General features: G+C 29.7%; 18 protein-coding genes and 1 other RNA gene. 8 read left to right on the forward strand and 11 right to left on the reverse strand.

Annotated elements, in window-relative coordinates:
- Window positions 1–46: 46 nt before the first annotated feature.
- Window positions 47–577 carry a DUF4136 domain-containing protein gene (locus HGB55_RS11485; protein ID WP_168817044.1) on the reverse strand — a complete coding sequence of 177 codons (531 nt, stop codon included), beginning with the start codon at window positions 575–577 and terminating at the stop codon, window positions 47–49.
- A gap of 67 nt (window positions 578–644) precedes the next feature.
- The gene (locus HGB55_RS11490) at window positions 645–1,223 is read right to left on the reverse strand and encodes a hypothetical protein (protein ID WP_168817045.1); all 579 of its coding nucleotides are present in this window, start codon (window positions 1,221–1,223) and stop codon (window positions 645–647) included.
- A gap of 149 nt (window positions 1,224–1,372) precedes the next feature.
- On the opposite strand from HGB55_RS11490, the gene kdsA reads away from it, so the two are divergent.
- Window positions 1,373–2,191, forward strand: a complete 819-nt coding sequence (kdsA, locus tag HGB55_RS11495) for a 3-deoxy-8-phosphooctulonate synthase (RefSeq protein WP_168817046.1) — start codon at window positions 1,373–1,375, stop codon at window positions 2,189–2,191.
- 84 nt (window positions 2,192–2,275) lie between these two features.
- On the opposite strand, the gene HGB55_RS11500 is transcribed toward kdsA, so the two are convergent.
- Complete coding sequence (locus HGB55_RS11500; protein WP_168817047.1) at window positions 2,276–4,825, reverse strand: adenosylcobalamin-dependent ribonucleoside-diphosphate reductase; 2,550 nt, start codon at window positions 4,823–4,825, stop codon at window positions 2,276–2,278.
- A 169-nt stretch (window positions 4,826–4,994) separates the two neighbouring features.
- Between HGB55_RS11500 and HGB55_RS11505 the strand changes: the two genes are divergently transcribed.
- Genes HGB55_RS11505 through creD form a run of 3 tightly spaced genes read left to right on the forward strand, consistent with a single transcriptional unit; the run spans window position 4,995 to window position 7,332 of the window.
- Entirely contained in the window at window positions 4,995–5,621 is a 627-nt protein-coding gene (locus tag HGB55_RS11505; RefSeq protein WP_168817048.1) for a hypothetical protein, read from the forward strand.
- Window positions 5,618–5,914, forward strand: coding sequence for a transcriptional regulator (locus HGB55_RS11510; protein ID WP_168817049.1), 297 nt, complete (start codon window positions 5,618–5,620; stop codon window positions 5,912–5,914). Before HGB55_RS11505 ends, HGB55_RS11510 begins: the two co-directional genes overlap by 4 nt.
- A gap of 50 nt (window positions 5,915–5,964) precedes the next feature.
- Window positions 5,965–7,332, forward strand: coding sequence for a cell envelope integrity protein CreD (gene creD / locus HGB55_RS11515; protein ID WP_168817050.1), 1,368 nt, complete (start codon window positions 5,965–5,967; stop codon window positions 7,330–7,332).
- 34 nt (window positions 7,333–7,366) lie between these two features.
- Here the strand turns inward: creD and HGB55_RS11520 are convergent, their stop codons facing one another.
- Complete coding sequence (locus HGB55_RS11520; RefSeq protein WP_168817051.1) at window positions 7,367–7,591, reverse strand: DUF3820 family protein; 225 nt, start codon at window positions 7,589–7,591, stop codon at window positions 7,367–7,369.
- The gene (locus HGB55_RS11525) at window positions 7,581–8,783 is read right to left on the reverse strand and encodes an NAD(P)-dependent oxidoreductase (protein WP_168817052.1); all 1,203 of its coding nucleotides are present in this window, start codon (window positions 8,781–8,783) and stop codon (window positions 7,581–7,583) included. The genes HGB55_RS11520 and HGB55_RS11525 overlap by 11 nt, the downstream gene beginning before the upstream one ends.
- Window positions 8,784–8,907: 124 nt before the next feature.
- Between HGB55_RS11525 and ssrA the strand changes: the two genes are divergently transcribed.
- Window positions 8,908–9,301: a transfer-messenger RNA gene (ssrA, locus tag HGB55_RS11530) on the forward strand.
- Between the two features lie 46 nt (window positions 9,302–9,347).
- On the opposite strand, the gene HGB55_RS11535 is transcribed toward ssrA, so the two are convergent.
- The 5 genes from HGB55_RS11535 to HGB55_RS11555 all read right to left on the reverse strand — a co-directional run bounded on the left by HGB55_RS11535 (window position 9,348) and on the right by HGB55_RS11555 (window position 16,592).
- The gene (locus HGB55_RS11535) at window positions 9,348–10,082 is read right to left on the reverse strand and encodes a glycoside hydrolase family 11 protein (protein ID WP_168817053.1); all 735 of its coding nucleotides are present in this window, start codon (window positions 10,080–10,082) and stop codon (window positions 9,348–9,350) included.
- 300 nt (window positions 10,083–10,382) lie between these two features.
- Window positions 10,383–11,729, reverse strand: coding sequence for a TolC family protein (locus HGB55_RS11540; protein WP_168817054.1), 1,347 nt, complete (start codon window positions 11,727–11,729; stop codon window positions 10,383–10,385).
- A 27-nt stretch (window positions 11,730–11,756) separates the two neighbouring features.
- Window positions 11,757–14,858, reverse strand: coding sequence for an efflux RND transporter permease subunit (locus HGB55_RS11545; RefSeq protein ID WP_168817055.1), 3,102 nt, complete (start codon window positions 14,856–14,858; stop codon window positions 11,757–11,759).
- A gap of 40 nt (window positions 14,859–14,898) precedes the next feature.
- Window positions 14,899–15,954: an efflux RND transporter periplasmic adaptor subunit gene (locus HGB55_RS11550; RefSeq protein WP_168817056.1), complete on the reverse strand. Its 1,056-nt coding sequence runs from the start codon at window positions 15,952–15,954 to the stop codon at window positions 14,899–14,901.
- A gap of 56 nt (window positions 15,955–16,010) precedes the next feature.
- Window positions 16,011–16,592: a TetR/AcrR family transcriptional regulator gene (locus HGB55_RS11555; RefSeq protein ID WP_168817057.1), complete on the reverse strand. Its 582-nt coding sequence runs from the start codon at window positions 16,590–16,592 to the stop codon at window positions 16,011–16,013.
- Window positions 16,593–16,933: 341 nt separating this feature from the next.
- Between HGB55_RS11555 and HGB55_RS11560 the strand changes: the two genes are divergently transcribed.
- Window positions 16,934–17,167: a uroporphyrinogen decarboxylase gene (locus tag HGB55_RS11560; RefSeq protein WP_168817058.1), complete on the forward strand. Its 234-nt coding sequence runs from the start codon at window positions 16,934–16,936 to the stop codon at window positions 17,165–17,167.
- Window positions 17,168–17,191: 24 nt separating this feature from the next.
- On the opposite strand, the gene HGB55_RS11565 is transcribed toward HGB55_RS11560, so the two are convergent.
- Window positions 17,192–17,887 (reverse strand): cell division ATP-binding protein FtsE, encoded by a 696-nt coding sequence (locus tag HGB55_RS11565; RefSeq protein WP_168817059.1) that lies wholly within the window; start codon window positions 17,885–17,887, stop codon window positions 17,192–17,194.
- 226 nt (window positions 17,888–18,113) lie between these two features.
- Here HGB55_RS11565 and HGB55_RS11570 point away from each other — a divergent pair, with 226 nt between their 5' ends.
- Window positions 18,114–21,131, forward strand: coding sequence for a tetratricopeptide repeat protein (locus HGB55_RS11570; protein ID WP_168817060.1), 3,018 nt, complete (start codon window positions 18,114–18,116; stop codon window positions 21,129–21,131).
- On the forward strand, window positions 21,112–22,902 hold the full coding sequence (locus HGB55_RS11575) for a TonB-dependent receptor (protein WP_168817061.1): 1,791 nt from the start codon (window positions 21,112–21,114) through the stop codon (window positions 22,900–22,902). Before HGB55_RS11570 ends, HGB55_RS11575 begins: the two co-directional genes overlap by 20 nt.
- Window positions 22,903–22,972 lie beyond the last annotated feature (70 nt).

The following is a 22,972-nucleotide window of genomic DNA, read 5'->3' on the forward strand; positions in this document are numbered from 1 at the left end:
TACTTCTCGGAGTCGAAGTGTGTTCTATAGGAGCGAAACCGAAGTATTATTTCTTTTTCTTTACCGGAGGATAACCGCTTAAAACCTTGTCTACAATCATTCCAAGATATGCTTCACGTTCTTGAGGTGTCATATTTTCATCAGTACTGCTAGTAATTATTCCTTGCCAAAAAAGCTGATTCGTTTTAGCATCAACAAACTCAAAAATTAAATCTTGGTTGATTTGATTTCCTCCTATTGGAATTTGACCGGAAACTCCTATCCCTACATTTCTTCCACCTCCACCAATTCCTACACCTACAGTATTTTTATTATAAACTTCTTGCATTCCGGAAGCTAAATTAATAAAGAAATCAGGTGTATTAGATTGTTGTAACCCTTTAAAAGTAAGTTTACCTCTAATCATTTCAGTTAACCTTTTTGTATCCAATTCGTTTAAACCAGTATTCATTTCATCATAAAAATCAAAAGTTTTATATTTACTAAAATCAACTTTTGTATCATAATCATATACTACTTTTGGAGCTGAACAAGCTACTACTAAAAACAACAAACTAAATCTTAAATATTTCATCATAATAAATTTGCTTGAATCTCTTAACAAAATTAGTCTTTAACCTTTATAAATTTCCTATTTATATACTTTAATTTTCATTATCAACAGACCAACTGTAAACTAAAGAAGCATCTCCGCTAAAATCTTTTGCTCTATCTATTTCTATTTGCTCCTCAAACTCCTCTCCAAATCTTTCAAATGCACTAAGAAATCCAAAATCTCTATCCGGAATTTTAGCCAAAATTTTTCCAATCATAGGAATTGCCTTTTTTGCAATAACCAGCCAAGGTACTGTTGTTGTACCAACAATATCGGTAACAATACCAAAAGCATCACCTCCAATACCGCTTTCCATATCTTTAAGTATTTCTCCCAAATCTCTTGTTGAATTTCTTGTGTGTCTTAAATAAATATGAACATTCAACTCTCTATCTTTTGGAAGTTCTCTACTTAAAACAAATAAACCTTCTGAGCCTTTTTCATCAGTATCAAATTGAAAAGAGTTTTCGTGGCGTTTACTTAATTTAATAGGTTCTTGAGGTAACGTAGCCACAATCATCTTATCATCTTCTGTAGGATGCTCAGCAACAATTACAAAATACAACTTCCATCTTTTTTTAGGTCGATAAATAGTAACTTCATCAATTTCTAATCTTACTTTTGTCATAATTAAAAGAATTTACTGTTATTAATAATTAAAACTTACGCATTAATAATCCTTAAAAACTAAATTATCATTTTCAATCCCTTTTTTATCTTTAAAGTTATAAAATCAAAAGCAATAATTATTTCATATTTTTGTAAAAATTTTAATAAATGAATTTATCTCTTATACCAAACATAAAACATACCAATAGTGGTAATTTCTTTTTATTAGCCGGTCCATGTGCTATTGAAGGAGAAGAAATGGCTTTAAAAATTGCTGAACATATTTTAAAAGTAGCAGATACGTTAGAAATTCCTTTTGTATTTAAAGGAAGTTTTAAAAAGGCTAATAGAAGTAGAATTGACAGTTTTACGGGAATTGGAGATGAAAAAGCGTTAAAAATTCTAAAAAAGGTTTCAGAAACTTTTAACATTCCAACCGTAACAGATATTCATGAGATTTCTGATGCCACAAAAGCAGCTGAATACGTTGATGTATTGCAAATTCCTGCATTTTTAGTTCGTCAAACAGATTTGGTGGTTGCTGCAGCTAAAACCGGTAAAGTTGTAAACTTGAAAAAAGGGCAATTTATGAGTCCTTCTTCCATGAAACATGCTGTACAAAAAGTGAAAGACAGCGGAAACGAAAAAGCGTGGATTACTGATAGAGGCACTATGTTTGGTTACCAAGATATGATTGTTGATTTTAGAGGAATTCCTGAAATGAAACAATTTGCACCTGTTGTATTAGATGTAACGCATTCTTTACAACAACCTAACCAAACAAGCGGTGTTACAGGCGGAAGACCGGATATGATTGAAACGATTGCCAGAGCCGGTGTTGCTGTTGGTGTTGACGGATTGTTTTTAGAAACTCATTTTGACCCTGCAAAAGCAAAAAGTGATGGCGCTAATATGCTGGATATAAAATATTTAGAAAAATTACTGAGTAATTTGGTTGCTATTAGAAAAACAGTAAATTCACTATAAAAATTTATATAATAGTGCTTAAAAAAACGTCATTCAATATAAAATGAATGACGTTTTTTAATTTACATATTAACTCAATTAAAATTATCCACACTTTGTATGTCCGCAATTTTTACATTTCAAGCAACCTTCTTCATAAATTAACCCTTCAGGGTCACCGCATTCAGGACATTTTTTATCAACGGCTTGCGTACCATCAGCAACAAATTGTTTTAACGCACGTGCAATACCGTTTTTCCATGTATTAATATTATCATCATACATGTTTAAATTATTAATTAAATCTACAGCATAAGGTATTGGCATGCCATGACGTAATATACCTGAAATTAACTTAGCATAATTCCAATATTCTTTATCAAACGTACGTGAAAGTCCTTCAAAAGTAACCTTATATCCTTGTTTATCTAAGAACTGAAAATCGTAACGAGATTCTCCGTTTTTATCTCTGTTTTTAATAACCCAACCTTCTTCTAACCATGTTGGTAAAATAAATGCATCTTCAATTTTACCTGTAAATATTTCGTAAGGTCTACCATCAATTAAACCAACAACTGCCACCCACTTTTCGTAATCATTTTGAAAACGCACCACTTTTGCTTTTACTTTTTTAGGTCGTTTCGGAAACTTGGTTTCGGCATAACATTCACTATTTTTTTGTTCTTTTTTATCTTCATTAGAAACCAAAATTCCGCTTCGAGATCCATCTCTGTAAACTGTAATACCTTTTAAACCTTTTTTCCATGATTGGATATAAATATCACCTACTAAATCAACAGATACATCGGCTGGTAAATTGATAGTTGAGCTTATTGAGTGTGTTGTATATTTTTGAACCAAGGCTTGCATTTCAACACGTTTTAACCAATCAATTTCAGGAGCAGTTGCACCGCTGTAAGGACTTTCTTTTATATCTGTTTTTCCTGTAACCTCCATCCATTTTTTTAATTTAGGATGGTAAACTTCGAATTCTTCAAAAGCATCACCCATATCATCAATATAAGCTACTTTGGCATTGGTATCATCTTGGTTTACTTTTCTTCTTCGTTTATATGATAATAAAAATACAGGCTCAATTCCTGATGATGTTTGTGCCAACATACTTAAGCTTCCTGTTGGAGCCACTGTGCTTATTGAAATATTTCTTCTACCATATTGCATCATTCTTTCATATATATCAGGAAATTCTTTTTCCATCATTTGAACAAATTCTGAGAATTTTTCAATTTCCGGATTAAATACTTCAAACTTACCACGGGTTATAGCCATATCAATACTGCTATCAAACTCACCTCTAAGTTTTGTTTTCATAATTTCATCAACCACTTCAATTGCTTCAGTAGTATCAAACTTTTTGCCTAAAGCTGCCATTGCATCGGCTAATGCGGTAAAACCTAAACCTGTACGTCTTCCTTTTTTACCTGTTTTATATAATAATTTCCAAGTGTCAATTTCAACTTGTTTAATTTCGGTAGGTTCTTTATCGTGCATAATTTTGTTGAATATTTTATCAACTGCTTCCAACTCTAAATCAACCAAATCATCCATAAGTCGTTGAGATTCATAAACCACTTTATAGAATTTGTCAAAATCGAACGTAGCATTTTCAGTAAAAGGATTTTTTACAAAACTGTATAAATTAATGGCTATTAAACGACAACTGTCACCTCCTTGCATTGCAATTTCGGAACAAGGATTTGTTGAGCTGTTCTTAAAACCCGGATAAATGGATGATGTTGAATAATAATGTTGACGATCCCAAAATATTAAGCCAGGTTCTGCTGTATTATGTGCACATTGTATAATTGTTTCCCAAAGCTCTTTTGCTTTTATTGTTCTAGTATATTTAGGTGTTTTACTATCTATTGGCCAACGTAAGGTAAAATCATCATCATTTACTACGGCAATCATAAACTCATCTGATAAACGAATAGAAATATTTGCTCCGGTAACCTTCGTTAAATCTTGCTTCACTTTCACAAAATCTTCAATATCAGGATGCGCAATATCCATTGTAAGCATTAAAGCTCCTCTGCGGCCGTTTTGGGCTACTTCACGAGTTGTATTTGAAAACCTGTTCATAAATGAAACCGCTCCGGTAGTAGTACCCGCCGAGTTAGAAACTTTAGCTCCATTTGGTCTTAAATTAGATAAATCTACTCCAACTCCACATCTTCGTTTAAACAACTGTGCCAATTGTTGGTCGGTATAGAAAATTCCCCCATATGAATCAAAAACCGGTGGTACAACAACACAATTTGATAATGAAGCTATTACGTTATAATTGCCTAAAGATGACATTACACTACCTTGCGGAATGATATATTTAAAATCTTTAAATAAATTAAAAATTTCAGTCTCTGACAAAAATTCACGCTTTTGTCCATATTCAGATAACCCTTCAACATTATTTTTTCTTTTGCCATATTTTTGCTCAATTCTGGCAAATTCAGCTGCCATTCTTTTATGCATATCATTAGGTGTAGCCTCTAAAAATTCGCCACTTTTATTCTTCATGGCATATTTATTCATCCAAGTTGTTGCAGCAAGCTCATCACCCTTAAAATAATCTAAAGCGCTATTTAACACCTCATTATACGTATAAGTTTTTGGGAAAACTAATTGTTCAGTCATTTTAAGTTGGTTTATTGTTATTGAAATTTGAGCATTAAAATTATTGAATAATTAAAACCTTTTTGTCTTTTACATAAATTAGTTAATAACATTTTGTTGTTGAAAAGTTTAAAAATTAATTTGAATATTAAATAAAATTCACTTACTTTGTTTTTCAAAGTACTTTTTTATGAACAAAGAAGATTATTTAAAAGAGATAGCAGAAATAAAAACCATCATGAATCGCTCATCACGTTTTATTTCATTAAGTGGTTTATCTGGAATATTAGCAGGTATTTATGCAATTATTGGTGCAATTACCGCTCAACTAATACTTACAAATTACAAAAATTCAAGTAGCAGTTACTCACTGCTTCCAATCTCTTATCTAGAATACACGTTAATTGTTATTGCATTGTTAGTTTTATTACTTTCTATTTTATCAGCTTATATTCTATCAGCAAAAAAAGCTAAAAAAAGTGGAGAAAAATTATGGGATGCTACTTCAAAAAGACTTATTTTAAATTTTTCAATACCTCTATTTACCGGAGGTGCATTTTGTATTGTATTGTACCAAAATAATTTAATAGGCCTAATAGCTCCATGTACTTTAATTTTTTATGGTTTAGCCTGTTTAAATGCCAGTAAATACACCTTGGGTGATATAAGATATTTAGGTTTAGCTACAATAATTATAGGTTTAGTTTCAACTCAATTTATAGGATACGGACTGTATTTTTGGGCATTTGGATTTGGAGTTATGCATATTGTTTACGGTGCAGTTTTGTACAATAAATATGATAAGAATATACATTGAAAGATATTTTAAAAAATATAAATAAAGTTTTTGATCATAGAGTCAGATTAGGAATTATGTCTGCTTTAATGGTTAATGATACTATTGATTTTAACTCATTAAAAGATATTTTAGGAGTTACTGACGGCAATTTAGCCAGTCATATAAAATCATTGGAAAAAGAAGAATATATTAGTATAAAAAAACAATTTATTGGGAAAAAACCCAATACAAAATACAGCATTACAAAACTTGGAAAACTTGAATTTATTAAACACATTAACGCTCTTGAAAAACTATTAAATAATAACTAATTTTTTTACAATTTTACTTTGTATTTCAAAGTTCTTTTAATATTTAAAACATGGAAAAACAACAAAACAAATTTAGCAATTGGCTTAAAACATCAGTAACTGCAAGAATGCTTATGGTAGGTTTTTTAGTAATAGTGTTACTAATTCCTTTATCTTACATTAACACTTTAATTACCGAACGATCGAACAGACAAGAATCTGTTGTAAATGAAATTAATGAAAAATGGGGAAACGAAGTTTTATTTTACGGACCTATTTTAAAAATCCCTTATAAAACGTATTCTGAAAAAATTATTACATCAACAAACATAAGAGAAAACAGAACAGAAAAAATTGAACACATTAATTACGCCTATTTTTTTCCGAAAAAATTGGATATGTATGCAAATATTACACCGCAAGAAAAAAAACGAGGCATTTACAAAACATCAGTTTATAAAGGTGAATTTAAAATAAACGGCACTTATGAAAAACCTGATTTTACAACCATTAATGTAAATGAAACAGATATTATGTGGAACAAGGCTACCATTATAATTAAAACATCAAATTTAAAAGGTATTAACAATCAAGTGTCTATTAATTTTGACCAACAAATATTTTCTTTTTTACCTCAATATGAAGTTGAAAATAAACTCAATTTAAACGACATTACCTTAAACAAACTTGAAACTGCCTTTTTAGATAAAAAAGTATTACCTACTGATAAATTAGATTCTAATTTCAGCATTAATTTTAATATTAGCGGCAGCAAACAAATTAGAATTATTCCTATTGGAAAAGAAACAAATTTAAACATAGTTTCTAACTGGAATACTACAAATTTTATTGGTGATTTTCTACCTTTAAATTCAGATAAAATTACCAAAAGTGGTTTTGATGCTAAATGGAAAGTATTACACATTAATAGACCTTTTTCGCAAGAATACTTTGAAATATTACCTAATCTTAACAAGTTTGCATTTGGTGTAAATTTTATGATTCCTATTGATGAATATCAAAAAAGCGAACGTTCGGTTAAATATGGTTTTTTAGTGATTGCCTTAACCTTTTTAATCTTCTTTTTAATACAAAGCATAAGTAAAATTAACATTCATCCATTTCAATACTTTATGATTGGATTAGCTTTAACCGTTTTTTATACGTTACTTATTTCAATTTCTGAACATACCAATTTTTTAACAGCATACATAATTTCAGGAATTTCTGTCATCGTTTTAATAACCTTGTATTCAAAATCCATACTAAAAACCTATAAATTTCCTTTATTAATCGGTTTATCATTAACTGCTTTATACACGTTTATATTTATAATTATACAATTAGAAAATTATGCCCTATTAGTAGGCAGTTTAGGATTATTTGTGATTTTATCAATAGTAATGTATGCGTCTCGAAAAATTGACTGGGAATATTAAAAAATGAAAAAAAGGGAGTATAATTTACTCCCTTTTAGTTATTATCTTTTAGTTTTCTAACCAAATCTTCCAATCCATTTAATTGAATCTCGTATACTAATCCTAACATTTCACCTAATTTACCTTTAGGAAAACCTTTATTACGATACCAAACTAAGTAATGTTCCGGTAAATCAATTAAATATCTTCCTTTAAATTTTCCGTAAGGCATTTTAGTATTGGCTAATTTCTCCAATTCATGTTGCTGATTATTTTCCATCTACATAATCTTGAAGATACCTATATCGTTCGGTTAGTTTTCCATTTTCAGTCATTCTTGCTCTATAAAGAACTCCTTCGTCATCATTATTAAAGAAAGCCGGAATAACATTTTTCGCAAAACTATCTCCAAATCCTTCTGATGCATCTTTGGGTAACTCACACGGTAAATTATCAACTGCCATAACTGCAATTGCCTGTTTATTTTTAAAATCAACTTCTTTTTCAGTTTGTGGATTGTAACCATAAATTGGTTTTGCTATTGTTGAAGAACGAATTGTACAAGCCACCGGACCGTCAATATCACAACTTATATCTGCTACAACTTTTATATTGAATTCTTTTAATTTTGCGTCTTCTCTAGTAAATATATAAGGAGCTCCATCTCCATAAAAATGTCCTGCAATATATAAATCGGCCACTTTTGCAAACCTCATAAAGTTAGATTCATACTCTGTCGGATTGTCAAAAAAATCGCTCTGAGTTTTCACTAAACCGTCTTTTCTTTTATTATAATCCAACACATCAATTTGAACATAAACCGGTTCATCAAACGTTTTCTCTAAAAATTCTTTTACATTTACCTTCCTCATTCCCATTCCTTTAAGCATCTCTTTTGCTCCATTACCAACTCTTCCTTTTCCTGTTAAAACAACTTTAATATTAGGAAGTTTTAATTTTTGTAACTCGTGAATAAGCATTAATTGATCGTGAAGTGTTTCAGCCTTAGGTAACTCAAATAACTTAAATTTTAATCCATAGGTTCTAAATCCGTTATAAGCTCCTACAATACCGGCATATCTACCAAAAGCAACTAATCGTTGCCCTTTTTTATTTACTATGACTTCATGATCGTATAATTCAATGTTTTTTGATAAAATTGATTGTAATAATTTTCTGTTATACTTTTGTTTTTTAATAGTATGAGAAAAGAAAAAATATTTTTTATTAGGAACTAAATAATTTATAGGTACTTCTTTTACACCCAACAAAACATCACAATCCAAAACATTGTTTACAACTTTAATTCCTTCATTCTTATAGTCTTCATCCGTAAAAAAACGATCTTCAGAACTTTCTACATTAATAGTAAGTTGAGGGTATTTTTTTAAAATTCTTTTACATTCCTTAGGTGATAATACAACTCGCCTGTCTGGTGGACTTTTTCTTTCTTTAATAATTCCTATTTTCATTCTATAAAATTGGTATATATTTTGATACTAAGATATTATGAATTAAAGGATATAACAAATAATTAAATTGACTTATTTTTTATACATTTGCTGTCCTTTACAAGAATTAGTTCTTTGATTTATTGGGGACGACTGGTTTTGACTGCAAGGTCAATTAAAATATAAGCATGCCGAGTAATGAAATAGCACTCGTAAATCTCAATTTCAAAACCATAAACGGCGAAGATAACTACGCTTTAGCTGCTTAATCTGAATCACAGTAAGATGAGCCTTGTCGTACTAGGTACGAAAGCTAAATGTCTCTTGAAAGCCTTGGTTAGCGGCGTTCTACATAGAGGCATCGTAAAAGTTAACATAGAAATAATAGTGTTTCGATATTATTTTGAAACTTAAGAAACTAAGCTTAAAGTAGGTAGTTTTTAATCAGCTTTAAGACTAAAATTAATTAAAAACTAAGCATGTAGAAAGTATTTTGGTTGCTTGTTTGGACCCGGGTTCGATTCCCGGCGTCTCCACTTATATACTTTATTAAGTAGAAAACTTCTTAAATATTGTATTTTAATCTTACTTTACAACTATCTCTAATTGTTTAAAATTAAAACTACCGCTACTTTTATAACCTTCAACAACAAATGATACTTCATACATTTTCCCCATTAACAAACCTAAAGATTTCCATTTATTAAAATGCTTTGAAATATCAATATCGCCACTATTTCGTCTATCTCTTCGTATACTAAAATATTGTGGAAAAGTAGTAACTCCTACAATAGATGGTTGATTAACCCTTACACACTCATACACATCATAAATACTCCCATCTGCATAAAACGAACCTTTTAAAACAGCATTTTTATCCATTGAAGGTATCCAATTTCGCCAATCTTCAAGTATATAAAACTCTGTTAAAGGATTTGTTGTCCAACCATAAACAGATAAATATGAATTACCTTTTTTAGCTGAAGAAGGATTATATTCACAATTGTACGTTGTAAAAAACGAGCCTATTTCTTGATGTTCTTGAGTTTGATCAAAGCTTAAACCTCTGCGTGCTAAATAATTATGTATATCAATCCATTCTCCACTAAACAACGCACCTTTTCCAAGTGTCATACAGGCAGTTCCTTCTGAATTTTGATTCCATAACTCATATCGATAACCATCTAATTCTCCTTGCACCTGATCAGATGTTTTATTGATACAAAAAACTTGTGAATAGAATGTTGTTGTACTACAAATAAAAAATAGTATTACTGAAAAGAATGCTTTTTTCACTTTATTAAACTTGTTTATTTTCATAATTAATTAAATACTGTTAAGTTAATATTTAAAGATAGTATTATTCAAAATACTTTTTTAAAATATTGAATTGGTGCTATTCAATAATATAAATCTCTAAAATTTTAATGCATTTTTATTGAAAACATGTATCTGAACTCTTAAAACAAAAAAAGAGAGCTTTAACAAAACCCTCTTTTTTTACTACTAACTAAAAAAATCAAAAACATTACTTAAAAGGTTAAGCAATTGTTTGATGATGTAAAACTAATTCGAAAATTCAATTATAAGTATGACTTATATCATACTTTTAAAAAAAAATTAAAAATTTGTTTTACCCAACGTTTGCAAATAGTCAGCTATTCTTATTTTGTATTGAGTTTTAGCATCAATTAAAGCATCTTTAGCTTCTTGAGCCATAGCTCTTGCTTCTAATAAATCTGATAAACTTTCTAATCCGGCATCATAATTATCTTCCATTTCTTTTTGATATTCTAAAGATTGATTAACCGATGTTTGCGCTATATCAATTTGTTTATAACTTTCAGTCAAATCTCTATAAGCCTTAGACATTTGTAATTGTAATAATTCAGAATTTTGCTCTAAACTATTTTTGGCAATATCTATTTTAATTTTATGCTCTTGTTTTTTATAAGTACCTCCCCACCAATCAGAAATAGGAATAGATAATGTTGCAAAAGCCAGTCCGTATGTGTCATCCTGATCAATCATATCTAAATACATTCCACCAACACCAACAGCTAACTGAGGTAACAATTCTCCATCGGTCATTTTCTTTTGTAATTCTTCAGCTTCAACAGCTTTATTAAGCATTTTATATTCTTCTCTATTTTTTAATGCTAAACCTGTTTCAGTATAATAATTTTCAGGAGGTAAAATAGTTCCAATTGAATCCTGAACATTAAAATTCTCATCATAAGGTATACCAAGATGTTGCGAAAAAGCCATTTTTAAAATATCGGTTCCATTATTAAGTTTTAGTTTATTTCCATCAACTTTATTTAATTCCAATTGTACTTTTAATAAGTCGCTTTTTTTAATTAAACCTGCGTCATAAAAATCCCCCACTTCCTTAAGTAATGCTTTTAAAAGCATTTCATAATCCTGAAGTGTTATTATCTTTTCATTTAAGGCTACTAAATTCCAATAATAATCTTCCGTAGTTACCAATATTTCAGATTTGGTTAAATTATATTGATATTGAGTAACATCTTCATTCAATTCAGCTAATTTATTTCCAGTTCTAATACGTCCACCCGCGTATAAAGGTTGTACTGCTGTAACCATTGCAGTATTTGCATAATCCAACGTTTGTATACTAATAGGTGGAACATAAGCAAATTGTGTAGCTGCAGCTAAATTGGCAGTATTACCATCATATACCGGTAAATCCATAGCTTCTGTTTTAATATCTAAAAAATCTTTAGAAGATTTGAATGCAAAACCAGAAGCGCTTACTGTTGGAAAATATTTGGTAAAAGCATCTTTTTTAACTTTTTCGGAAGCTTCTAACTTTAATTGTGATTCTTTTAAACGCTTATTGTTTTCAATTGCCAACACTTTACACGAATCTAAAGTTAGCTTTTGAGCAATTAAAGATGAACTAAAAAATAATAGTGTAATTATTACGATATTTAATTTTTTCATTTTATTCTTTTTTCAAAAAATTATTAATTAGTTTTCTATAGCTTTTGCTTCTTTTCTTTCTGCCGCTCTACCAACTGACTTCCAGTATAATACCGGTAAAACCAACAATGTAAGTACCATACCTGTAAGTAAACCAAAACATATTACAGTACCTAACGGACCCCATAATGGCGAACCACTAATAATCATTGGTATTACACCTACAGCAGCTGCCAGTGATGTTAAAAAGATAGGACGCATTCTACGTTTACCTGCTGCTAAACCTGCTTCTTCATAAGACATTCCGTCCTTATGAACCAATTGACTTGCGTAATCTATAAGAATAATACCGTTTCTAACCACTATACCTGCTAATCCCATAATTCCCATAAAAGCTGTAAGACTAAATGGATACCCCATTATTGTTAAGCCCAATGATGCACCAAAAATACTCAACAACATAGTTGACATAATAAGCAATGCTTTTCTAATGGTTTTAAATTGAAACATTAAGATGAAAAAGATCAATACAACACTAACTCCTAAAGAAGCAACCATTGGTGGAAAATTTTCTAAACTTGCTTGATAATCACCTCCATAATCAATAGTTACGCCTTCCGGTAACTTCAATTTTTCAATTTCAGGACGTATTTTACTAAGAACAGTATTTGGAATTCCTCCTCTAACTATATCTCCCAATACTGTAAGTGTACGCACTCCATTTCTCCTAGCTATAGTACCCTCGGTCCACTCTGGCTTTAAAGTACCTATAGAGCGAAGAGGTGATGTTTCGAGTGTTAGCATAGAAGTAATGTATTGATTCCCTAAATCATCTATACTGTTTTTTTGATAATCTTCTTTTGATAAAATTACACTAATAGGATAATCATCTTCCCAAACCGTTGTCAAAGGCAAACCATCTAAAGAAATTAATAATGATGAAGCCACTAAAGATTTTGCGTATCCCAATTGACTGGCTTTATGTTTGTTTAGTTCTACTGAAATTCCTTGTCTTTTCTCATACCAATCATCTCTAATCCACTCAAAATCTCCGCTTTTATTTAATATATCTTTTACCTTTTCTCCAACTTCTTTTAGGTCTTTTATATTATTTGTTGCAATTCTAACTTCAATAGGAGCTTTAAAATCTTCCATTGCCAACTGCTTCCACTTTACATGTGCAAAAGGGAAAGCATTTCTATACTTTACCGTATATTCATCAATTATATCAACGGTTGCTTCATTTGATACCGTATTCAATAAAAGCTGTCCATAATTTTCTGCCGGCATATGAGGTGCATATAATGCGTTAAACCTTGGTGAACCATTTCCTATAAAACTGGCAATATTTGTGATGCGCTCATCTTGTTTTAAAATGGTTTCTAAACTATCTATTACTTTTTCTGTTTTTATAGCAGAAGATCCTTCAGGCAAATACACTTCTATCGCAAATTGTTTTCGTTCCATTTCAGGAAACAATTTTTGGTCTAAGCCCATAAAAAGCAATACTCCGATTACTATAGATAAAATTCCTGCAAAAATGGTTAGTTTAGGGTTTTTGAAACAAATACTAAGCGCTTTATCAAACCAATATTGCACATAATCCAATAAGCTCTTCTTATCTTTTAGACTTTCCTTATCTTTTTTGGTCTCATCATGAAGTCCTTTTTTTATAAAGACATAACACATAAAAGGCGTTAGCAAAAGTGCCACAAGCATAGAAATACCTATAGCTATGCCAATAGTAACAGGTAAACTCCCCACAAAATCATCAGCAATACCTGTTAAGAAAAGTGACATTGGGAAAAATGCAACTGAAATTGATAGCGAAGCAGTTAACACTGGTATAAATAATTCTGTTGCCGCCTTCCAAGCCGCATCCCACGGATTTTCGCCATGGTCTAATTTTTCTACATGGCTATCTATTACAACAATGGCATTATCTACTACCATTCCAAGAACTACAATTAAAGAGGCTAAAGACACAATATGTAATTGAATACCTACCAACTGCATTACTCCTAATGTAATTAAAATAGAAATGGGGATTGATACAGCTGCTACTGCCGCTACTCTAAATGGCAATAACAACATTGTAACTATAATTACCGCAACAATTGCAATAACAAATTCTTTTAAAAAATGAGAAATGGAAGCATCTACTACTTCTGGTAAACTTGAAATGATATTTAATTTGACATCACTATCTGTTCGTTCTGAAAATTTATCTAATACTGCTTGAACATCTTCTCCAAAATGCACAATATTATTTCCTTTTTGCATTTCTAAAGAAAGAAGTAATGAATTATTCCCGTTGTTTCTAATAAAATTTGTAGGGTCTTCGTAACGTCGTTCTATATAAGCTACATCTTTTAATCGTACAATATTTCCCTGAAGATCTGAATATACTATTTGTTCTTCCAAATCTTCTTCCGATTCAAATCTTGGAGGTAAATGAATTGGCATTACCAAATCATCATTATCTAAAGTTCCCGAATAATTGATTGATTCTTGTAGTTGAAATGAACCTAAGATTGTGGTGGGTTTTAAATTAAATTCTTTGAGTTTTTCAGGTTTTATATATACATAGATTTCTTCTTTTTGTTCACCAAAACTTTTTATTTTAGAAACTTCCGGTATTTTTCGTATTTCAGCTTCTAAATCATCCATAATATCTCCAAGTTCTCTATAGCTTTTTTGGTCTGAAGACATTGTAATTAATAATGCTGAGGTATCTCCAAAGTCATTACTTCCTATTAAAGCCAAAACGCCTGCCGGTACTTGTAATTCATTAAGTCCGTGTCTAAATTTAGACCAAAATTTATCTGCATCCTTAATATTTCCATTAAGCTCAACATAAACAATCATTTGCCCTTCTTTGGATTGCGAATGGGTTTTTGATTTATCTACTTCTTCATAACCAAATATATAATCCTCAACAACTTTTGTTAATTTTTCTTCTACTTCTAATGATGTTGCGCCCGGAAAAACACCAACAACGATACCCTGACGTACTGTAAACTCAGGGAATTCGCGTCTTGGCATATTTTTTAAACCCAAAGCACCTAAAATCATCATTAAAACTACAATTGATACAACAATTTGATAATGCTTCATTGCTGCCTCAATAATATTCATTCCTTTTTTCATATAAATATGCTTATATTATAATTAAAATAGTGTGATAAATTTAAAATCTAACTTTATCATTATTAGTTAATTGGTGATGTCCTTCCGTAACAATAATGTCTCCTTGAGAAAGCCCGGAAACTATTTCTATTTGGTTATTTGCAAAAGGTCCTAACTCAACTAACTGTTTAGTAACAGTTTTGGAATCTACATCAACTTTAAAAACATAGTTTTTATCATTTTCATCTTTTATTACTGAACGATAAGGTATCGCTAATCTACTTTTAGTCGCAGAATCTAACTTTACATCAACGTCACAAGCCATCCCCGATTTCATTAATAATTCAGGATTTGGAACAAGAATCTTTACTTCATAAGTTTTAGACATTCTATTGGCTACCACTCCCACTTTTTCAACTTTACCTATAAATTCCTGACTTCCCAATGCAGATATAATGATTTTGGCTTTTTGACCTTTTGAAATTTTATTTATTTCATTTTCAGGAACTGAAATTCTCACATAAACTTCATCAATTCGAACCAAATCTATTACTGGATTTCCCGGTATTGTACTAGAGCCTACTTCAATGTTTCTAGCACCTATAAAACCTGATTTTGGAGCTCTTAAAGTACAATTTGTAAGGTTTTGATACGCTACTTTGTTAGTTGATTTTGCTTGCTCTAACTGAGAAGTGATTTCTTGCATCTTTATTTCAGGCAAACTCCCTTTATCATAAACCGATTTTAAACGGTTATAGGCGTCTGTTGCTTGGTTTAACGCGGCCAAAGTTCCTTGATATGTATTATTTGCCGTTACTTTATTTAATTCAGCTAAAACTTGTCCTCTACTAACTTTATCTCCTTCTTCAACATATACTGAAATCACTGTGCCGGGTAGTAAAAAACTTAGCGGTACTGTTACTTTTGGTTCAACAAAACCACTATATGTATATTCTCTATTTAATGTAGTTACTCCAACTTCTATAACTTCTACTTTGAAATCTTTATTAACAGAATCTTCAGAGTCTTTTTCATTTTTACCTTTACAACCAAGTAAAAAAGCAACTATTAAAACTAATACCGCCCACTTTTCAATTTTTAGAATTTTATTATTCATGTTTAAATAATTTACAATTGTCTATTTTTATGTTTTTATCTTTTCTTTTATTTCAATTAAGGTTTTAATCCTTTAATAAATATATCTATTAACTTCTCAAAGGAAGAGTAGTATTTTTTATATTTGTTTTGTAGAAAGAATGGTATCTCAAGCCCTTTTACAAGCATAAGATACATTTCCAATAACTCATCAACATCCAAATTTGTTGTAAATTCACCAGATTCTACACCTTGAATTATCAGGTCTTTTAAAATTGATTTTTCCCATTTATCATGTTCAATTCTTAAATCATCAATAAAATCATAATGTTCAAAAAAATCAGCTTTTAATGTATCATGGTAATTTGCAGCTTCATTTACAACCCTCATCCTGGTAATAAGTATCAATTTAATTTTTTCAGATGCTTTTAAATTATTATCATCAATAATTAGAGACATCTGGTTTTTAAAATTAACTAGTTCATTAGAAACAACTTGTCTAAATAAATCTTCCTTACTTGCAAAATGATAGTATAAAGAACCTTTAGCTTTTCTAGATACTTTAGCAATTTCATCCATAGAAGTTTTATGAAATCCAAACTTACTGAACAAACGCTCAGCTGCATCTACAATTTTATCTCTGGTTTGATCTATTGCCATGTTAGTGTTTGATTTTTTCGACTAAAATCGTTTTTGAGTACAAATATATATTATTTTTTTATAAAAACCAGCAATTCTAAATGTTAATAATATGTTATCATGCAGATTAAACAAACCATTGTAGGTTAAATTTTAATATTAAATTTATTTTAGAAAATTTTAACAGTTATTTTTACATTCAATTTAAATTCTTTGTATATTTGTATCTGGTAAGCGTAATAACTTACCAATCTTTTTCATAGCAATTTTCCTCACTCATCTTTGAGTGAGGTTTCTTTTTTTATAACAGTACCTTTTTAATTTTTTATAAGTATCTTTGTCCGCTTTAAAAAACAAAAAAAATGATTTTAGGAATTACGATTACAGATTGGGTAGGTTATTTAGCTTCTTTAGCTCTTATTATATCATTTATGATGAAAAATGTAAGTACATTACGAATTATCAATTCAATAGGAGCTCTGCTTTTTGTTATATATGGTTTTATGCTTGATATTTCTTGGCCAATAGTGATTACAAACACATTTATTTTATTAGCTAATATTTATTATTTGGTCTTTAAAAGAGTTACAGCTTAACAATTTACTAATTTGGCATATTATTTAATTGGCTGCTCTTTGCTGAACAACTTCAAATAACTCTCCTCCTTCACATTTAATAGTTTTATACGGAAATTTTAAAATTAATGCATAATCATGCGTTGCCATTAAAATGGTTTTTCCGCTTTCGTGAATTTCTTTTAAAACATTCATAACATCAACCGAGGTTGAGGGATCTAAGTTTCCTGTAGGTTCATCGGCTAAAATTAAATCAGGATCGTTTAATAGGGCTCTAGCTATAGCAATTCTTTGTTGCTCACCTCCTGATAATTGAAATGGCATTTTAAATCCTTTAGTTTCCATTCCAACTTTAGAAAGCACTTCATTTATTTTAGCCTTCATTTTATCTTTGTCTTTCCAACCTGTTGCTTTTAATACAAAAAACAAATTTTCAAATACACTTCTGTCATTCAACAGTTTAAAATCTTGAAAAACAATTCCAAGTTTTCTTCTTAAAAAAGGGATTTCTTTTTCTTTTAATGTGTTTAAATCAAAACCAACAATACTACCTGTGCCTTTTCCTTTTTCTAATGGTAAATCTCCGTACAATGTTTTCATCAAACTACTTTTACCACTGCCCGTTTTACCTATTAAATAAACAAAATCTCCTTTGTTAATTTGCAAATTAACATTAGATAACACTAAATTTTCTCTTTGAAATATTTGAGCATTTTGTAAGGTAAGGACAACTTCAGACATTTAGTTATGGTTTTTTAACAAAACTAACCATTTAAACGTAAACTTTCAACATTCAAAAACAATTATTCTTTGGTTATAAAAAACTTACAATTCTAACTTATTTAAACATCAATAAGAAGTTATTTTTATTATACTTTTGAGACAAAATATTTTTACACTCAAACAATTTCAAAAAAATATTACGTTATATAAAGTATAGTTTTTAAACTTTTAATTTTTACATTACATGAATCATAAAAAAGTAATAGTACATATATTCGTTTTTTTTATAACCTATACATTAACGGCACAAAAAACAGCTGTTTACACAAACAGTTTAAAAGAATATAATAGTGCTGTTGAATTGTACCAAAACAAAGCTTTTGTTGCTGCACAACAAAAATTTAATGAAATTAAAAGTAATTTTGACGAAACAACTGAACTAAAAGCTAACTGCGAATTTTATGCTGCAAACTGCGCCATTAGGTTAGAACAACCGAATTCTGACGAGTTAATGCAAAATTTTGTTAAAAAATACCCAACAAGCACCAAACAGAACTCTGCTTTTATTGATGTTGCCAACTATTATTTTAAAATTGGTAAATATCCGTATGCTGCAAAATGGTACTCGAGAGTTGATGCTGATAATTTTACTCATAAAACAAAAGAAGAATTTAATTTCAAATACGGATATTCTCTTTTTGCTACTAAAAGTTACGATAAGGCTAAGGATTATTTTTCAACTTTACTTAACTCACAACAATACGGAGCTCAAGCAAAATATTATTACGGTTTTATAGCATATAATAAAGATGAATACGAAACTGCCGATAAATATTTAGGTGAAGTTGCTGAAGACGATTCGTACAAAAAAGAAGTTTCTTATTATTTGGCTGATATGAATTTTAAACTTGGAAAATTCGATAAAGCTATTGAGAACGGATTACCATTACTCGAAAATGCTAAACAAATTGAACATTCTGAAATTTCTAAAATAGTAGGAGAAAGTTATTTTAATCTTCAACAATATAAAGAAGCTATTCCGCATTTAAAAAATTACAAAGGTAAAAACGGAAAATGGAACAATACCGATTATTACTTATTGGGTTACTCCTACTACAAACAAAACGATTTTGAAAATGCCATTAACAACTTCAATAAAATAATTGGAGGCAATAACAGTGTTGCTCAAAACGCCTATTATCATTTGGCTGAATGTTATTTAAAACTCGATAAAAAACAAGAGGCTTTAAATGCTTTTAGAAATGCATCTCAGATGAATTTTGAAGAAGATATACAAAAAGATGCATGGCTAAATTACGCTAAATTAAGCTACGATATTGGTAATCCTTACAAAAGTGTTCCGGAAGTATTACAAGAATATATTGATTTGTACCCCAACTCAACTTATAAAAACGAAATTAGCGATCTTATTGTAAGTTCTTACATTACTTCTAACAATTTTAAAGGCGCTTTAAACTATTTGGAAAATAAAAAAGATACCAAAAACCGTAAACTGTTTCAAAAAGTTGCTTTTTTTAGAGCTGTAGAGCTTTTTAATGAAGGAAATTATACTTCTGCCAAAGAAAATTTAGAAAATTCATTAGCATTCCCTTTCGATAATCATATAACTGCTCTTTCCACTTTTTGGAAAGGTGAAACCAATTACCGATTGAATAATTTTGAAGACGCTTTAAAAGATTTTAAAAATTTCAGTTCAAATGCTGAAGCACAAAAAACTGATGAATTTAATCTTATCAATTACAATTTAGCATATACCTATTTTAAACTGAAAGACTATTCGAATGCAATAGAAAGTTTCAAAAATTATGTAGCTGAAAATACTGATGATATAATTAAGTTAAACGATAGCTACTTAAGAATTGCCGATGGTTATTTTGCGACCAGAAATTATTCAAATGCTATTACTTATTACAACAAAGCAATTGATACAAAAGGAAGTGATGTTGATTATGCTCAATTTCAAAAAGCAATAAGTTACGGACTTACTGGTAACGAAAGTTCTAAAATAAACGAACTTAATTCATTCTTAAATACACACTCAAAATCAATTTACAGAGATGATGCTTTGTATGTTTTAGGAAATTCTTACATCGAAAAAAATGAAAACAATTTAGCTTTACAAAATTTTGACAGGTTAATTTCAGATTATAAAAGAAGCCCGCTTGTTTCCAAAGCAATGCTAAAAAAAGGATTGATTTATTACAATATCGATCAAAACGAAAAAGCATTATCAACCTACAAAAACATCGCAAGCCAATTTCCAAATACGGCAGAAGCAATACAAGCTGTTAAAAATGTTCGTCAAATTTATGTTGATTTGGGTAGAGTTGATGAATACGCTGCTTGGGTAAAAAATATAAATTTTGTAAATGTTTCTAATGCTGAATTAGATAATGACTCTTATGAATCTGCCGAGAAACAATACTTACAAAACAATCATAAAAAAGCAATCTCAGGTTTTCAAAAATACCTAGAAAGTTTTCCAAAAGGTTTACATACTTTGCAGGCTAATTTTTACTTGGCTCAATCTTTATTTTCAGAAAATCAACTTTCAAATGCTATTCCTTATTATACTGAAGTTATCAATAAAGAACAAAGCGAATTTACAGAAGATACTTTATCGCGTTTATCTCTTATTTATTTAGAAAAAAACGATTGGAAAAAAGCCATTCCTGTATTGGAAAGATTAGAAAACGAATCGGATTCACCTCAAAATATAACCTTTGCAAAATCCAATTTAATGAAAGGTTATTATGAAAATAAAAATTACGAAAAAGCTGTAAAATATGCCGAAACTGTTCTTTCAAATTCTAAAATTGAAGATCGTATAAAATCCGATGCACATATAATTATTGCACGTTCTGCCATTAAAACCAATAATGAAGACAAAGCCAGAAAAGCGTATAAAGAAGTTGAAAAAATTGCTTCCGGTGAATTAAAAGCCGAAGCTCTTTATTACAATGCCTATTTTGAGAATAAAGATGGAAGTTATAGAGTTTCCAATCAAATTGTACAAAAAATTGCCGCTGATTATGCCGCTTATAAATATTGGGCTTCAAAAGGGTTAATAATAATGGCTAAAAACTATTACCAACTTAATGATGCTTATCAGGCAACTTATATTTTAGAAAGTGTGCTTAAAAACTTTACAGAGTTTAATGATGTTACTGAAGATGCTAAAAGTGAACTGAAAAGTATAAAAACCGAACAAGCAAAAACAAATGAGTCCGTTAAAAATTGATAACAACTCAACAATTAAAAGACTTAACACTATAAAAACAATGCAAAAGCAATATATAACCTTAATCTTAATTTTACTAACAGGTTTTACTTTTTCACAAGAAATTAAAAACGACACTCTTAAAACAGGAGAAATTTTAGTTGTTAAACCTTATACTCCAAAAATTTCGGATGCGTTTAAAATAAAATCAAATCCGGCAATGGAAAATAAAGGTGTTTTCGAGAAAGAAAAAGTAAACTATAGTATTTTTTCGGTTCCGGTAGCTTCCACTTTTACACCTTCAAAAGGAAAAGCAAAAGGCATTATTAAAGAACCTAAAGATCGTTTGTTTGAAAACTACATTTCTGCCGGTTTTGGAAATTTCACCACTCCTTTATTAGAAGTTTATTTACATTCGGGCGATAACAGATATAACGATTTTGGAATTTTTATCAATCATCATTCTTCAAAAGGAGGTATTGATGATATTTTATTCGATGATAATTTTTCTGACACAAAAATTGATGCTTATTACAAACAGTACGACAGAGATTTTAATTGGCAAATAAATACCGGCGTACAAAGAAGATTGTATAACTATTACGGTTTACCTTCAAATACTGAATTCAATCAAATCTTTATTGACAATATTAATGAAGAACAAATTTACAAGAATGTTTATTTAGGTGGAATTATAGATTTTGAAGATTCATTTTTTAGAGGAGCTTCTGCTGAACTTTATAATTTTTCTGATGATTACAACAGTAACGAGCTAAGATTATTTGCGAAACCTACATTTGAATTTCCAATTTCAACAGAGATTATAAATACCGAATTAACCGTAGATCTTTTAACAGGAAAATTTAAACAAGATTATTATACAACCGACGATATAAAATACAGTTTCCTAAATTTAGGCATCAATCCAAATTTTGAAGTTTTAAGAGAAAACCTTAAAGTTAACTTAGGCGCTAAATTGTATTACGCCAATGATTTAGAAAATAAATCGAATGAATTTTATGCATATCCAAATGTAACTGCATCTTATAAAATAATGGATGATGTATTTATTCTTTTGGCCGGTGTAACCGGTGACTTGGTTCAAAATACGTATAAGGACTTTTCTACAACAAACCCATATGTTTCTCCAACTTTAGAGGTATTTCAAACCGACAAACAATACAATGCATTTATTGGAGCTAAAGGAAAATTAGCTTCAAATATCAGTTATAATTTCAATGTTAGCCATACAAAAGAAAAAAACAAACCTTTGTTTATTCAAAACAGAACAAAAACAAATGGTTTAACAAACGTTAACAATGCTTACGAAGCCGGTAATTCTTTTCAGGTTGTTTATGATGATATTAAAACGTTAGGAGTTTCGGGTGAATTAGCTGTTGAATATTCAAATGAATTCACTTTTGGCACAACCATAAATTATTCCAACTATTCTTTAAATGAACAAGAAGAAGCATGGAATTTACCCGAAATTGAAGCTACATTATTTGCGAACTACCAAAAAAATAAATGGCTTGCCGGTGTAAAGCTGTTTTATAACGGAGAAACCAAAGATTATGTAATTCCGTACGGAACAACCTATAATAACGGAAACATTGTTAAAAACGATTCGTACATCGATTTAAATGTAAATGCCGGTTATATTTTTTCTGACAGACTTACCGCTTTTGCAAAAATCAACAATCTTTTAAGTGATGATTACGAACGATTTGTAAACTATAAGGTACAACCATTACAAGTTTTAGCCGGTATTACCTATAAATTTGACTTTTAATTAAAGTAATTTTTTAAATCTATTATCATTTTGAATTTTTCCGTAGTTTTAACTTTTTTAAAACTAATTC

Origin of the sequence: Lutibacter sp. B1, from assembly GCF_012524075.1 — a bacterium.
In the GTDB taxonomy this organism is placed as follows: domain Bacteria; phylum Bacteroidota; class Bacteroidia; order Flavobacteriales; family Flavobacteriaceae; genus Lutibacter.